Raw genomic sequence first — 14,601 nt, 5'->3', positions numbered from 1 at the left:
TGAGAGGTAAGTCGATTCCCATGAACCGCACCGGCCGCACCCTTGCTTTGGGCTGCCTGTTGCTTCTTCATCCCCTGCTGGCGAATGCAGGTGGCAACTCGTTGTTAATCCCAGCGGTGGGTCGCTGCACCCTCAATACTCAGCCAGACAACCTGCCTGAAGCATTGGCGGTATGCCAAAAGGCCGCGCAAGCCGGGGATGCACAAGCACAATTCGAGTTGGGACAGTTTTATTACGACGGCAAAAATACGCCTCGTGACCTCACTCAAGCACTGAATTATTTCGAAAAAGCTTCGCTGCAAGGTCATGCCCAGGCGCAATACCGGCTCGGTTTAATGTTCTTCCATGGCGAAGGCGTTCAAGCCAACAACATCCAGGCGTATATCGTGCTGAAGATGGCGGCCGTCAATGGTTCGGAAGAGGCGCTGGACAGCGCCGATGAAGTGTCTTCGAAGATGAAGCGCGATGAGCTGGAAGTCGCTACCCAGGTGCTGGGGCAGATTTTCCGTAATTACCTGCAAGAGCTGCAAACGGCTGAAGGTCGCACGCCGTTCGCTCCACTGCCTTGAGTCGCTGATCGACCCTGCGCTGCTTGACTCTGAATCTATAGCCCTGAGAAAACCTTACTTGTCCGGCATTGGCATCGGGAATGGCATTACGTTGCTGGTGCCCCGCGCTTCGCTGATCTTCGGCGTGCCGACACGCTCGACTTCGTCGATGCGCACAATCGAATGCATCGGCACAAAACTGCGCACCACGCCTTCGAACTGAGCCTTGAGCTTTTCTTCGCTGGGGTCTACGACCACGGTTGTACGCTCGCCGAAGACGAATTCTTCCACCTCGAGGAAACCCCACAGATCGCTCTGATAGATTTGCTTGGCGTACATCTCGAACACCTGTCCCTGGTTGAGGAAAATCACCTTATAAATTGGAGCTTCGCGTTTGGTCATGGCGGGCGGGTAACAATCGGGGGCTTAAAGAGGGCGCGAACTATAGCATGTCCATTGGACAGTCAGCGCTAGGAACCAGAGACTTGCGCCTCTATAATGCGCGGTTCTTCGAACCACCTGATGATCACGCATGGCCAAGAAGCTTTATATCGAAACCCACGGTTGCCAAATGAACGAGTACGACAGCTCGCGCATGGTCGATCTGCTGGGCGAACATCAAGCCCTGGAAGTCACTGCTCGCGCAGAAGATGCCGACGTCATCTTGCTTAATACCTGTTCGATTCGCGAGCGCGCCCAGGACCGGGTTTACTCCCAACTGGGTCGCTGGCGCGAGCTGAAACTGGCCAACCCGGAGATGGTGATCGCTGTGGGCGGTTGCGTCGCCAGTCAGGAAGGCGCGGCGATTCGTGATCGCGCACCCTATGTGGACGTGGTGTTCGGCCCGCAAACCCTGCACCGCTTGCCGGAAATGATCAACGCTGCGCGCCTTACCGGCCTGCCGCAAGTCGATGTGTCATTCCCGGAAATCGAAAAGTTCGATCACTTGCCAGAGCCACGCGTCGACGGACCAAGTGCTTATGTGTCGGTGATGGAAGGTTGCAGCAAGTACTGCACCTTCTGCGTCGTGCCTTATACCCGTGGCGAAGAAGTCAGCCGTCCGTTCGATGACGTGGTCAGCGAAGTCATGCATCTGGCCGAAAACGGTGTGCGTGAAGTGACGTTGCTGGGTCAGAACGTCAACGGTTATCGCGGCGTGACCCATGATGGACGGCTGGCGGACTTGGCCGAGATGATCCGCACCGTGGCAGCCGTGGACGGTATCGACCGTATTCGTTACACCACGTCGCACCCGCTGGAGTTTTCCGACAGCCTGATATTGGCCCACGCCGAAGTGCCAGAACTGGTTAAGCACCTGCATTTGCCGGTGCAATCGGGTTCCGACCGGATTTTGTCGGCGATGAAGCGCAACCACACCGCGCTCGAATACAAATCCAAGCTGCGCAAATTAAGGGCGGCGGTTCCGGGCATCAGCATCAGTTCGGACTTCATCGTTGGCTTCCCCGGCGAGACTGAAAAAGACTTCGAGCAGACCATGAAGCTGATTGAAGACGTCAACTTCGACTTCTCGTTCTCCTTTGTTTACAGCCCGCGCCCAGGAACACCCGCAGCTGACATTAAAGACGAAACCCCTGAAGCCGTGAAAAAGGAGCGTCTGGCCGCTTTGCAGCATCGTCTGAACCAGCAGGGTTACGAGATCAGCCGGCAAATGGTCGGCAGCACCCAGCGGATTCTGGTCACCGACTACTCGAAAAAAGACCCCGGCGAACTGCAAGGGCGTACCGAGAACAACCGGATCGTCAACTTTCGCTGTGACAACCCCAAATTGATCGGCCAGTTCGCCGACGTCCACATCGACGACGCGCAACCTCACTCGCTGCGCGGGTCGTTGTTGCAATAACACAATCCCTGTACGAGCCGAAGGCTGCGATCGACCGGAAACCGGTCGCTTTCTTAAAACCCCGAAGGTCGTGCCGACCTTATCGCAGCCTTCGGCAGCTCCTACAGAAATTGAGTTTGCTGCACGACAGGACGGCGGTGAATCCACACCCTGCAAGACCATTAGTAAGTGAAGGCTTTCGCCCACCGACCACTAGGGTTATTCTCCAATCATCTCCATTGCCGTAGGGCGGCTAAAAACGACCTTGAACGCTCCCATCGAACCACATCGTTTTATCCTTGAACCTTTCGAGGCCCATCGATTCGCAAATCTGTGCGGGCAATTTGACGAGCATCTGCGCTTGATCGAGCAACGCCTGGACATCGAAATCCGCAATCGCGGTAATCAATTCGAGCTGATTGGCGAACCCCGACACACCACTTCGGCTGAAAACCTGTTACGGCGCTTGTACCGGGAAACCAAAGGTAGCGAGCTGTCACCCGACATGGTTCACCTGTTCCTTCAGGAATCAGGCGTCGAAGAACTGGACAATCACCCTGCCGCCGAAGTCGGCGTAGCCCTGCGTACCAAAAAGGGCATGATTCGCCCACGCGGCTTGAATCAGCAGCGTTACGTCAAAGAAATTCTCGCCAACGACATCAACTTCGGCATCGGCCCTGCGGGTACTGGCAAAACCTACCTGGCAGTGGCGTGTGCAGTGGATGCCCTTGAGCGCGAACAGATTCGCCATATCTTGCTGGTGCGTCCGGCCGTGGAAGCGGGCGAAAAGCTCGGCTTCCTGCCCGGCGATCTGGCACAAAAGATAGACCCGTACCTGCGCCCGCTGTACGACGCGCTGTATGAGATGCTGGGCTTCGAATACGTCGCCAAGCTTATGGAGCGTCAAGTGATCGAAGTTGCGCCGCTGGCCTACATGCGCGGTCGCACGCTGAACAACAGCTTTATTATTCTCGACGAAAGCCAAAACACCACCGTCGAGCAGATGAAGATGTTCCTGACCCGCATCGGTTTCGGCTCAACCGCCGTCATCACTGGCGACATCACTCAGGTGGACCTGCCTAAGGGCACCAAGTCGGGCTTGAACCACGTGATGGACGTTCTGAAGGACGTGCCGGGTATCACCTTTACTCACTTCAAGCCCAAGGATGTGGTGCGTCACCCGCTGGTGCAGCGCATCGTCGAAGCTTACGAGCGCTACGAGAATCGCGCCAACGACGAAACCATCAGCACGTCGTCTTCCAGCAGGGATAACCGCCGCGATGCTTGAGCTGGACCTGCAACTTGCGACCGAAGCAACAGTCCCAAGCGAAGCCCAATTCCGTCAATGGTGCGAACTGGCATTGCGTCAACGCACCGCTGATTCGGAGCTGACCATTCGTCTGGTCGACGAAGCCGAAGCCCGGGAACTCAACAACACCTGGCGGCATAAGGACTACGCAACCAACGTACTGTCCTTTCCTGCCGATGTGCCCGATGAGTTTCTGGACATCCCGCTGCTGGGCGACTTGGTGATCTGCGTGGCCGTTGTGGCCCGCGAAGCCATCGAACAAGGCAAGATTCTGGATGCGCATTGGGCGCATCTGGTCATTCATGGCTGCTTGCATTTGCTCGGTTACGACCATATCGACGATGCAGAAGCTGAAGAAATGGAAGCATTGGAACGAACGTTGCTTGAAGAGTTGGGTTATCCCGATCCTTACGCCGACGACGAAACCACTGACCAGCAATTCCCAGAGACCACCAGCAAGGACCACGAGTAAGGGCTATGAGCGAAGACCGATCGAGCAACGGGCAAAAGTCATGGCTGGGGAAACTCACCCAGGCCTTTGCCCACGAGCCGAAAAACCGCCAGGAGCTGCTTGAGCTGCTGCGCGAGGCCCATCAAAACAAGCTGCTGGACAGCGAAGCGCTGGCCATCGTCGAAGGCGCCATTCAGGTGGCTGACCTGCAGGTGCGCGATATCATGGTCCCGCGCTCGCAGATGATCAGCATCAAGGCGACTCAGACTCCCCGCGAATTCCTGCCTGCCGTCATCGACTCCGCGCACTCGCGCTACCCGGTGATTGGTGAAAGCCACGACGATGTCCTCGGCGTGCTGCTGGCCAAGGATCTGCTGCCGCTGATTCTTAAAGAAGACGGCGACAAGGACAGCATCAAAAACCTGCTGCGACCCGCGACGTTCGTACCTGAATCCAAGCGCCTGAACGTACTGCTGCGTGAATTCCGCGCCAATCACAATCACATGGCCATCGTCATTGACGAATACGGCGGTGTGGCCGGTCTGGTGACCATCGAAGACGTGCTGGAACAAATCGTCGGCGATATCGAGGACGAGCACGATGTCGAGGAAGACAGCTACATCAAACCGCTGCCCAGCGGCGACTTCCTGGTCAAAGCCTTGACCCCGATCGACAGCTTCAACGAGTTTTTCGACAGCGAGTTTTCGGACGACGAATTCGACACCGTGGGTGGTTTGGTGATGAGTGCGTTTGGTCATTTGCCAAAGCGTAACGAAACCACTGAAATCGGCGCTTATCGCTTCCGTATTCTCAACGCCGACAGTCGCCGTATTCACTTACTGCGCTTGAGCCCGATCTCGCGGGCCTGAGCCCTAAGGAATAGCATGCAGTGGATCACCCGTCCCGGCTGGCCCGGCAATCTGCTGGCCATGCTGGCTGGCGCGCTGACGACGTTGGCTTTGGCACCCTTTGATATCTGGCCACTGGCAATCGTGTCGCTGGTCATTTTGTACCTGGGTTTGCGCGAGCTAAGCCCGCGTCAGGCGCTGGGCCGTGGCTGGTGCTACGGCTTTGGCCTGTTTGGCGCCGGCACCAGCTGGATTTACGTGAGCATCCATACCTACGGCGGTGCGTCTGTGCTGCTGGCGGGCTTGTTGATGCTTGGGTTCATCGCGGCCATCGCCTGGTTCTTTGCCCTGCCGACCTGGATGTGGGCGCGCTGGATTCGACGCAATGATGCGCCGTTGACCGACGCCCTGGCTTTCGCTGGCGTGTGGCTGGCCCAAGAAGCCTTTCGCGGCTGGTTCCTGACCGGTTTCCCGTGGCTCTACTCCGGCTACAGCCAGCTTGACGGACCTTTGTCCGGGCTCGCGCCTATCGGTGGCATGTGGCTGATCTCCTTCACCCTGGCGCTGACCGCCGCACTGCTGTGCAATCTGCCTCGGTTGCGGGCCAACGCGTCCATGCTCGGTGCTGGCGCGTTGTTACTGGTGGCGCCCTGGGTGTTGGGCCTATCAATGAAGACCTACGAGTGGACGTCGCCGGCGGGCCCGGCATTGAGCGTCGCTGCCATTCAGGGCAACGTCGAACAAAGCATGAAATGGGACCCGGCACAGCTCAACGCGCAACTGGCGTTGTACCGTGACATGACGTTTACCAGCAAACGTGCTGATCTGATTATTTGGCCCGAAACCGCGATTCCGATCCTCAAGGAATCGGCGGAAGGCTATTTGTCGATGCTCGGCAAATTCGCTGCTGATCGCAACTCGGCATTGATTACCGGCGTCCCTATACGTCAGCACGGCAGCCATGGCGAATCCCGTTACTACAACGGCATCACCGTGGTCGGCGAAGGCGACGGCACTTACCTGAAACAGAAGCTGGTGCCCTTTGGCGAATACGTGCCGCTGCAAGACTTGTTGCGTGGACTGATCACCTTCTTCAACTTGCCGATGTCGGACTTTGCCCGCGGCCCTAGCGATCAGGCATTGCTACAAGCCAAGGGTTATCAGATTGCGCCGTATATCTGCTACGAAGTGGTCTATCCCGAGTTCGCAGCGGGCCTTGCCGCGCAGAGCGAGCTGCTGCTGACGGTGAGCAACGACACGTGGTTCGGCACGTCCATCGGCCCATTGCAGCATTTGCAAATGGCCAAAATGCGCGCCCTTGAAGCCGGTCGCTGGATGATCCGGGCTACCAATAATGGCGTGAGTGGCTTGATCAACCCGTTTGGCAAGATGACCGTGACCATCCCGCAATTCCAGAAGGGCGTACTGTACGGCGAAGTGGTGCCGATGCAGGACCTCACCCCCTACCTGCGCTGGCGCTCATGGCCGTTGACGATACTGTCGATTGTGCTGGTGGGCTGGGCGATAGTGGCGCGGCGGCGAAATCGTTAGATTGTCGAAAAACGTCTGTAGGAGCCAACGCGTTGGCGAGGCGGCCTGACAGACCCCGTCAAGCCTCGCCAACACGTTGGCTCCTACAGGGATCAGGCCGGATTTACCGTCCCCGGTAAAACAACGGATAGGCCAGCAACCCGGCCGCTTCATTGAGCAACTGCCCGCTTTGCCACACGGCTTTGCTTTCTGGCAACCAGCCGTTGAACGGACGGGCATTGTCCACGCCAAGGAACCCCACGGGCGCGGGGATTACGGTGAATCCGGCTTTTTCAAAGCTCCAGCGCGCGCGTTGCATATGCCAGGCTTGGGTCACTAGCACCACGCGCTTGAGGCCTTTTGGCTGCAATAAGGCAGCACTCATTGTGGCGTTTTCCCACGTGGTACGGCTCGCCTCTTCCTTCCAGCGCACCGTCACGCCAAAATCGCTTTGCAGCGAATCGGCCATGATCGCGGCCTCACTGGGCGGCTGGCCATAATGCAAACCCCCAGACGTCAAGATCGGCAAGCCCGAGTCTTTGGACAAGCGCGCCGCAAAGCGCATGCGCTCCAACGCTACGCCGGTCGGGATGTCCATGCCCCAGGTGGGATCGTCACGTTCACGTCCGGACCCCAATACCACAATCGCGTCCGCCCGTTGCGCCAGGAGCGCCCATTCACTGCGCGGCAGTAGGGGTTCGCTTTCGATAGAGCGCGCAGCCCATTCCACGGCAATGGGCAAGCTCATGATCCACAACCCACCAAACCCGATGGCGAAACACACGCCGGCTAGCCGCGGCCGCGAACGACGAAACCACCACGCCAGTAAAAGCAGTAGCAAAAGGATGCCGGGAGGCAGAAGCAATTGTTTGATCAGATAACGGATAGGCATCGAGCATCTCCAAAGATGCCCGAAGCCTAGAAGGATTGACGCTAAGCAACAATGCTTATTACGCGAGCGCTAGGCCCGCTAGGTAAATGTGTCGCACTTTATGAACATTGCCATCCATCTGAGCCATCAGCCCCTGAAGAATAACGACCTGCCCCGTGCTGAAGCCTTGCTACGCTGGTGACTGTCCAGCCATATGACCTTGGCTGAATGTTTTGTCACCGCAACTGATTCATCGATTGCCTGTGCAGCAGAAGAGCCCAGGGTCACACTATCAACCTTGAAACCAGAGCTATAAGCTCCGAAACCGAAAGCGCTCTTGTCCAGATAGGCTTCGATCAATTCGAATTCCGCAGGGCTCAAGCCCCGCAACTCCAGTTCTGTAGGTGCTTCATCGCGAAGTCGAACCGCAGTCCTTGCGATGTTCAAGGCAAGCCCAAGACGATTGATCAAGCGTTCGTAAAGCTCGGGTTTTATTGCGGGTTGCTGCAACTCTGCCATCCGTCCACCTCATCCAAGTTAAAATGCACTCCCCCGTTAATCAGCTTAGCGCCGCTGTCCAAATCAGCCGGATGCCGCGACCAACGGCCTGCGACGGCCTTTTCGAAGCAATCAGGGTTTCCCTCGATAGTGAGCGCTCATGTATGCTACGGCGCTTCCTTTAATTCCACTTCCCGCTCTACTGAGCACGACCTGACTCAGCGGTGCAATGAAGAGGATGAGGTCACCAATTTCTTAGTAAAAAGTAGCCATGCACGAACTCTATCAGCCCCGCGAAATCGAAGCCGCCGCCCAAACATTTTGGGACGAGCAAAAATCCTTTGAAGTCAGTGAACAGCCAGGCAAAGAGACTTTCTATTGCCTGTCGATGTTCCCTTACCCCAGCGGCAAGCTGCACATGGGCCATGTGCGCAACTACACCATCGGTGACGTGATCGCCCGCTACCAGCGCATGCAAGGCAAAAATGTCTTGCAGCCAATGGGTTGGGATGCGTTCGGCATGCCGGCTGAAAACGCGGCGATGAAGAACAACGTTGCCCCAGCCAAGTGGACCTACGAAAACATCGCCTACATGAAGACCCAGCTGCGAAGCCTGGGCCTTGGCGTTGACTGGTCCCGGGAAATCACCACCTGCAAACCCGATTACTACCGCTGGGAACAATGGCTCTTCACCCGCCTGTTCGAAAAAGGCGTGATCTACCGTAAAAACGGTACGGTGAACTGGGACCCGGTGGATCAGACCGTATTGGCCAACGAGCAAGTCATCGACGGTCGCGGCTGGCGCTCTGGCGCGGTTATCGAAAAACGCGAAATCCCGATGTATTACTTCAAGATCACGGCTTATGCAGACGAGCTGCTGTCTGGCCTTGACGAATTGCCGGGCTGGCCTGAGCAAGTCAAGACCATGCAACGCAACTGGATTGGCAAATCCCGTGGCATGGAAGTGCAGTTCCCGTACGACCAGGCGTCTATCGGTGAACCAGGCACGCTGAAAGTCTTCACCACCCGTCCAGACACCTTGATGGGCGCGACCTACGTCGCGGTTGCCGCCGAACACCCATTGGCGACCTTGGCTGCACAAGGCAATCCACAGCTGCAAGCCTTCATCCATGAATGCAAAAGCGGCAGCGTTGCCGAGGCAGACATCGCCACCCAGGCAAAAAAAGGCCTGCCGACGCCGTTGTTCGTCGAGCACCCGCTGACCGGCGAAAAACTGCCAGTGTGGGTTGCCAACTATGTATTGATGCATTACGGCGACGGAGCTGTAATGGCCGTCCCCGCTCACGACGAGCGCGATTTCGAATTTGCCACCCAGTACGGCTTGCCAATCGTCCCGGTGGTGCGCACCAGTGCTGGCGATGAAACGCCTGCGCCGTGGCAGGCTGCTTATGGCGAACACGGCCAACTGATCAACTCCGGCGTTTATAACGGGCTCGACTTCCAGGCCGCGTTCGACGCCATCGAAGCCGATTTGTTGAAGAAACAACTGGGTCAGTCACGCACTCAATTCCGCCTGCGTGATTGGGGCATCAGCCGTCAACGCTATTGGGGCTGCCCGATCCCCATCGTGCACTGCGACACCTGCGGCGATGTGCCGGTCCCGGAAGATCAGCTGCCTGTTGTGCTGCCTGAAGACGTGGTTCCCGACGGCGCTGGCTCGCCCTTGGCGCGCATGCCGTCGTTTTACGAGTGCAGCTGCCCGAAATGCGGTGCACCGGCCAAGCGCGAGACCGACACCATGGACACCTTCGTCGAGTCCTCGTGGTACTTCGCACGCTACGCCTCGCCTCATTACGAAGGCGGCATGGTTGACCCCAAAGCGGCAAACCACTGGTTGCCGGTGGATCAATACATCGGCGGCATCGAACACGCGATCCTGCACCTGCTCTACGCACGCTTCTTCCACAAACTCATGCGCGACGAAGGTTTGGTCAGCTCCAACGAGCCGTTCAAGAACCTGCTGACCCAGGGCATGGTTATCGCTGACACCTATTTCCGCCTTGAAGCCAATGGCAGCAAGACCTGGTACAACCCGGCCGACGTCGAGCTCGAACGCGACAGCAAAGCCAAGGTGATCGGTGCGAAACTGATTAGCGACGGCCTGCCTGTGGAAATCGGCGGCATCGAAAAAATGGCCAAGTCGAAGAACAACGGCGTTGACCCACAATCGATGATCGACCAATACGGCGCGGACACCTGCCGTCTGTTCATGATGTTTGCATCGCCACCCGACATGAGTCTGGAATGGTCCGACTCAGGCGTCGAAGGCTCGCACCGTTTTCTGCGCCGCGTCTGGCGCCTGGCCCATGCCCACGTGTCACTGGGCCTGACTGCCAAGCTCAACGTCGCAGGCCTGAACGACGAACAGAAAGCCATCCGCCGCGCGATCCACCTGGCAATCAGAAACGCCAGCCAGGACGTCGGCCAGCACCACAAATTCAACACCGCCATCGCGCAAGTCATGACGTTGATGAACGTATTGGAAAAAGCCGCCCACGTAACGCCGCAAGACCGTGCGCTGCTTCAGGAAGGCCTGGAAACGGTCGCCTTGCTGCTGGCGCCGATCACTCCGCACATCAGCCATGAGTTGTGGGACCGGCTGGGCCACAGCGACGCAATCATTGACGCAGGCTGGCCAGTGCTGGACAAGACTGCGTTGGTACAAGACAGCCTGGTGCTAGTCATTCAGGTTAACGGCAAGCTGCGTGGCCAAGTCGAAATGCCTGCCAGCGCAACCCGGGAAGAGGTCGAGGCAGCGGCGCGCGTCAACGAGGGCGTGTTGCGCTTCACCGACGGTCTGACGATTCGTAAAGTGATCGTGGTTCCCGGCAAGCTGGTCAACATCGTCGCAAGCTAATTGAATCAAGCGCCCGGTATCGACCGGGCGCCGAACATCATTTCCAAGGGACGCACAGTCGGCCCAAACGGATTCAAGGGGAGCATCAATATGATCAAACGCAATTTGCTGGTGATGGGTCTCGCCGTGTTGCTGAGCGCCTGTGGTTTCCAGCTGCGTGGTACCGGCACTTACCAACTGACCATCAAAGAACTGGATGTCAGTGCGCGTGACGCTTACGGCCCTACCGTTGTTCAGTTGACCGACGCGTTGAAAGGGGGCGGCGTAAACGTCCACCAGGGCGCCGAATACAAACTGATTCTGGTCAGCGAAGGCGAAACCTCTCGTGCAGCCAGCTACAACGGCTCCGCGCGTTCCGCCGAATATGAGCTGACCGACACCGTCAACTACGAAATCCGTGGCTCGCGTAGCCTGTTGTTGCTTGAAGACAAAGCTCAGGTACAGAAAATCTACGTACAAGACAGCAACAACCTGATGGGTTCTGATCAAGAAGCCCAGCAGATCCGCAAAGAAATGCGCGTCCAACTGGTACAGAACATCCTCGTGCGCCTGCAACAGCTGACACCGGAACAACTGGATAAACTGCAATCGAACGCCGAAGCCAAGGCCAAAGCAGAAGCCGACGCCCTGGAAGCTGCGCAGCGGATCGAAAACGAGACGCCTCGCCAGTCGCCCATTGAAATTCCTGCCAAGTAAATGCCCGGGGCCAGCGTGCTGGCCCCTGCCTCCTCTGAGCTAATCCTCTGAGCTATGAAACTGATCCCGGCCCAACTCGCTAAACACCTGCAGAGCACTCTGTCGCCCGTATACGTAGTCAGCGGAGATGATCCGTTGCTGTGCCAGGACGCAGCGGACGCTATTCGTGCGGCTGCGCGCCTGCAAGGCTTCGATGAGCGCCAAGTCTTTAGCGCTGACGCCAATTTCGATTGGGGCACGCTGCTGCAGGCCGGCGCAAGCATGTCGTTATTTGCGGAAAAACGGCTGCTGGAACTGCGCTTGCCCTCAGGTAAGCCTGGCGACAAGGGCGCCGCAGCGTTTATCGAGTATTGCTCGCGCCCCCCGGAAGACACGCTGCTGCTGATCAGTTTGCCGAAACTCGATGGCAGCGCGCAAAAGACCAAATGGGGCAAGGCGCTGATCGAGGGGCCGCAGACTCAATTCGTGCAGATATGGCCGGTGGATTCCAGCCAACTACCCCAGTGGATTCGCCAGCGTTTGGCTCAAGCGGGTTTGTCTGCCAGCCAGGACGCGGTTGAATTGATTGCCGCACGGGTCGAAGGCAACCTGCTGGCCGCAGCGCAAGAGATCGAAAAGCTCAAGTTGATGGCCGAGGGCGGTCAAATCACCGTCGAAACCGTGCAGGGGGCCGTGGCCGACAGTGCGCGTTTCGATGTTTTCGGATTGACCGATGCCGTACTCAACGGCGAAGCGGCACATACCGTGCGCATGCTTGAAGGTTTGCGCGGGGAAGGTGTGGAGCCGCCAGTGATCCTCTGGGCACTGTCTCGGGAGCTTCGGGTGCTGGCGAATCTGGCGTTGCAGGTCAACCAGGGTATTGCGTTGGACAAGGCCTTCAGCCAGGCTCGCCCACCGATATGGGACAAGCGTAAACCGCTGATGAGCAAAGCCCTGCAACGGCATTCGGCGCAACGCTGGGGCCAACTGTTGATGGATGCGCAGCGCATCGACGCGCAGATCAAAGGCCAGGCAGCAGGTTCGTCCTGGAGCAGCCTGACCCGGCTGGCGCTGTTGATGGCTGGGCAGCGGCTGAGTTTGCCGGCTGAATAGTCAAAGACTTCTCTACTCCTGGATGCACCCAAATACATTGTTTCGCCAACACGCTGGCTCTTATCAAACAATGCATAACTGATTGACTAGTCCGTAGGAGCTGCCGAAGGCTGCGATTCGACCGGGAACCGGTCGCCTCGTGAACCGCTGAAGGGGTGCCGGTCGCCCGCGACTCCGGCCTGTCGCAGCCTTCGGCAGCTCCTACAGGTTTTGTGTTTGCTGCGCGACAGCGCGGCGGCAGGACGAAGGGCGACCTCCTACAGCTGCTGATTGTCCGCACCGAAACATCCCATAGCACACCTCTATTAGACACACGCCTCGCTCTGCCCGATGATTCACAGCGTTTTACTACCACCATCCAAAGAGAGTACTCGCCATGAGCAAGCCAAAGCGGCCGAACAAGGCCAAATCCATCGTCGCCCAGCCGTTGTTCCGCAGTCGCCAGGAACCAGCCGGCAAGGGCAAAGGCAGCTACCGCCGCGAAGCCTTCCAGTCTAAAAGCTGGGAGGCTTCTTACTTTCTGGCGGCCTGAAACATCCGGTTTCTTCCGACCCCCCATAAACCGGACAAGCATGATAAGGTCTGCGTCTGTTGAAACATTTTGGACCCGAGCATGCCCTCTAGTTTTTCCCGTCGTTGGCATTTTCGCCAGTTGATAACCGCCTCCAGCTTTATTCTGTTGGTCGCCTGCGCAGAAAACCCCACCGCAGCCGATGCCACTCCTCTTCAAATCGCCAACGCTCCTGCGGCCGCGTCGCCTACGACTCAGCCAGCCATCGCGCCTGGCACTAGCGATTTCGACATTCAGCCAACCATGAGCTTCAGTGACTGGGAAGCAGGCTTTCGCGTGGATGCCATGAAGGCCGGCATCAGGCCCGACTTATTTGATCAAGCCTTCGCAGGCGTGCTGCCGGACATGAGCGTGGTCAAAGCCGACCGAAGCCAGCCGGAGTTCACCCGTCCGGTATGGGAATACCTCGACGGCGCCGTGTCCGCCGTTCGTGTCAATAAAGGTCAGGCCCTGCTTGCCCAGTATGCCGACGTGCTACAAACCATCGAGCAACGTTACGGCGTCGACCGCCAGTCCCTGGTGGCCATTTGGGGGATGGAAAGCAACTTTGGCAGATTCCAGGGCTCGCAGTATGTGATTCGCTCACTTGCAACACTGGCCTACGAGGGCCGCCGTCGAGCGTTCGCCCAAGACCAATTGCTGGCCGCGCTACAGATTCTTCAGCACGGCGACATCCAGCCCGGCGAGATGCTCGGCTCCTGGGGCGGTGCGATGGGTCAGACACAGTTTATCCCGACCACCTACAACACCTACGCTGTGGATTTCGATGGGGACGGTCGCCGCGACATCTGGAACACCCCCGCCGATGCGCTGGCCTCGACCGCACGCTACTTGCAAAGCTCGGGCTGGCAACAAGGTCAGCCATGGGGTTTTGAAGTGCAATTGGTTAAAGGTTTCGACTACGCGCTGGCCGATGCCTCTACGCGTAAAACCGTGGCCGAATGGCTGCAAATGGGGCTGAAACTGCCCAATGGCGGCGCACTGCCGGCCAACGTGGCACAACTGCAAGCGGCGCTGTTATTACCTGCCGGTTATAAAGGTCCTGCATTTTTGGTACTGGATAACTTCCGGGCCACGCTCAAGTACAACAATTCCTCGTCTTATGCGTTGGCGGTTGGTTTGCTATCCCAGCGTTTCAGCGGCGGCGGCTACGTCCTGGGCAGTTGGCCACGCGATGACCTGCCTCTAAGCCGTTCTGAGCGCATGGAGCTGCAAACCCTGTTGTCATCCCGCCAATACGATGCAGGCGTGCCTGACGGCATTATCGGGGCCAATACGCGTAAGGCGATCCGTAACGCACAACAGTCATATGGCTGGCCAGCAGATGGCTACCCGACGCATGAGTTGCTGGATAACCTGCGTAAGCCATAGAACCAAATCTGTAGGGCCAATTTGTTGGTGAGGCATTGTGTCTAGTACATCCGACACCGCCTCGCCAACAAGTTGGCTCTTACAGAGGTAACGCAACT

General features: G+C 57.8%; 14 protein-coding genes. 11 read left to right on the top strand and 3 right to left on the bottom strand.

Going from position 1 to position 14,601, the window contains the following annotated elements; genetic code table 11:
* The first annotated feature begins 20 nt into the window (after positions 1-20).
* The gene (locus tag JWR17_RS04295) at positions 21-569 is read left to right on the top strand and encodes a tetratricopeptide repeat protein (protein WP_299828651.1); all 549 of its coding nucleotides are present in this window, start codon (positions 21-23) and stop codon (positions 567-569) included.
* 54 nt (positions 570-623) lie between these two features.
* Here JWR17_RS04295 and JWR17_RS04290 read toward each other — a convergent pair whose 3' ends face one another.
* The gene (locus tag JWR17_RS04290) at positions 624-950 is read right to left on the bottom strand and encodes a DUF1820 family protein (protein ID WP_065833723.1); all 327 of its coding nucleotides are present in this window, start codon (positions 948-950) and stop codon (positions 624-626) included.
* 130 nt (positions 951-1,080) lie between these two features.
* On the opposite strand from JWR17_RS04290, the gene miaB reads away from it, so the two are divergent.
* From miaB to lnt, 5 genes are all read left to right on the top strand, one after another.
* The gene (gene miaB, locus JWR17_RS04285) at positions 1,081-2,409 is read left to right on the top strand and encodes a tRNA (N6-isopentenyl adenosine(37)-C2)-methylthiotransferase MiaB (RefSeq protein WP_299828639.1); all 1,329 of its coding nucleotides are present in this window, start codon (positions 1,081-1,083) and stop codon (positions 2,407-2,409) included.
* A 244-nt stretch (positions 2,410-2,653) separates the two neighbouring features.
* On the top strand, positions 2,654-3,676 hold the full coding sequence (locus JWR17_RS04280; RefSeq protein ID WP_299828637.1) for a PhoH family protein: 1,023 nt from the start codon (positions 2,654-2,656) through the stop codon (positions 3,674-3,676).
* Positions 3,669-4,169: an rRNA maturation RNase YbeY gene (ybeY, locus tag JWR17_RS04275; RefSeq protein WP_299828635.1), complete on the top strand. Its 501-nt coding sequence runs from the start codon at positions 3,669-3,671 to the stop codon at positions 4,167-4,169. Before JWR17_RS04280 ends, ybeY begins: the two co-directional genes overlap by 8 nt.
* A gap of 5 nt (positions 4,170-4,174) precedes the next feature.
* Entirely contained in the window at positions 4,175-5,017 is an 843-nt protein-coding gene (locus JWR17_RS04270) for an HlyC/CorC family transporter (protein ID WP_299828633.1), read from the top strand.
* Between the two features lie 15 nt (positions 5,018-5,032).
* A complete protein-coding gene (lnt, locus tag JWR17_RS04265) occupies positions 5,033-6,547 on the top strand; it encodes an apolipoprotein N-acyltransferase (protein ID WP_299828631.1) in 1,515 nt (504 codons plus the stop codon).
* Positions 6,548-6,650: 103 nt separating this feature from the next.
* On the opposite strand, the gene JWR17_RS04260 is transcribed toward lnt, so the two are convergent.
* Together JWR17_RS04260 and JWR17_RS04255 are read right to left on the bottom strand one after the other, a co-directional pair.
* Positions 6,651-7,418, bottom strand: coding sequence for a YdcF family protein (locus tag JWR17_RS04260; protein WP_299828629.1), 768 nt, complete (start codon positions 7,416-7,418; stop codon positions 6,651-6,653).
* A 126-nt stretch (positions 7,419-7,544) separates the two neighbouring features.
* A complete protein-coding gene (locus JWR17_RS04255; RefSeq protein WP_299828627.1) occupies positions 7,545-7,916 on the bottom strand; it encodes a hypothetical protein in 372 nt (123 codons plus the stop codon).
* A 250-nt stretch (positions 7,917-8,166) separates the two neighbouring features.
* Between JWR17_RS04255 and leuS the strand changes: the two genes are divergently transcribed.
* The 5 genes from leuS (at position 8,167) to JWR17_RS04230 (ending at position 14,503) form a co-directional block, all read left to right on the top strand.
* Complete coding sequence (gene leuS, locus JWR17_RS04250) at positions 8,167-10,773, top strand: leucine--tRNA ligase (protein WP_299828625.1); 2,607 nt, start codon at positions 8,167-8,169, stop codon at positions 10,771-10,773.
* Positions 10,774-10,863: 90 nt separating this feature from the next.
* A complete protein-coding gene (gene lptE / locus JWR17_RS04245; RefSeq protein WP_299828622.1) occupies positions 10,864-11,469 on the top strand; it encodes an LPS assembly lipoprotein LptE in 606 nt (201 codons plus the stop codon).
* 54 nt (positions 11,470-11,523) lie between these two features.
* Entirely contained in the window at positions 11,524-12,561 is a 1,038-nt protein-coding gene (holA, locus tag JWR17_RS04240; RefSeq protein WP_299828620.1) for a DNA polymerase III subunit delta, read from the top strand.
* 376 nt (positions 12,562-12,937) lie between these two features.
* A complete protein-coding gene (arfA, locus tag JWR17_RS04235; protein WP_297837457.1) occupies positions 12,938-13,093 on the top strand; it encodes an alternative ribosome rescue factor ArfA in 156 nt (51 codons plus the stop codon).
* An 81-nt stretch (positions 13,094-13,174) separates the two neighbouring features.
* Positions 13,175-14,503, top strand: coding sequence for a lytic murein transglycosylase (locus tag JWR17_RS04230; RefSeq protein WP_299828618.1), 1,329 nt, complete (start codon positions 13,175-13,177; stop codon positions 14,501-14,503).
* Positions 14,504-14,601 lie beyond the last annotated feature (98 nt).

Source organism: Pseudomonas sp. (assembly GCF_028293835.1).
In the GTDB taxonomy this organism is placed as follows: Bacteria; Pseudomonadota; Gammaproteobacteria; order Pseudomonadales; family Pseudomonadaceae; genus Aquipseudomonas.
The sequence above is the reverse complement of the archived record's forward strand: the minus strand, read 5'-3'. Positions and strand labels throughout refer to the sequence as shown.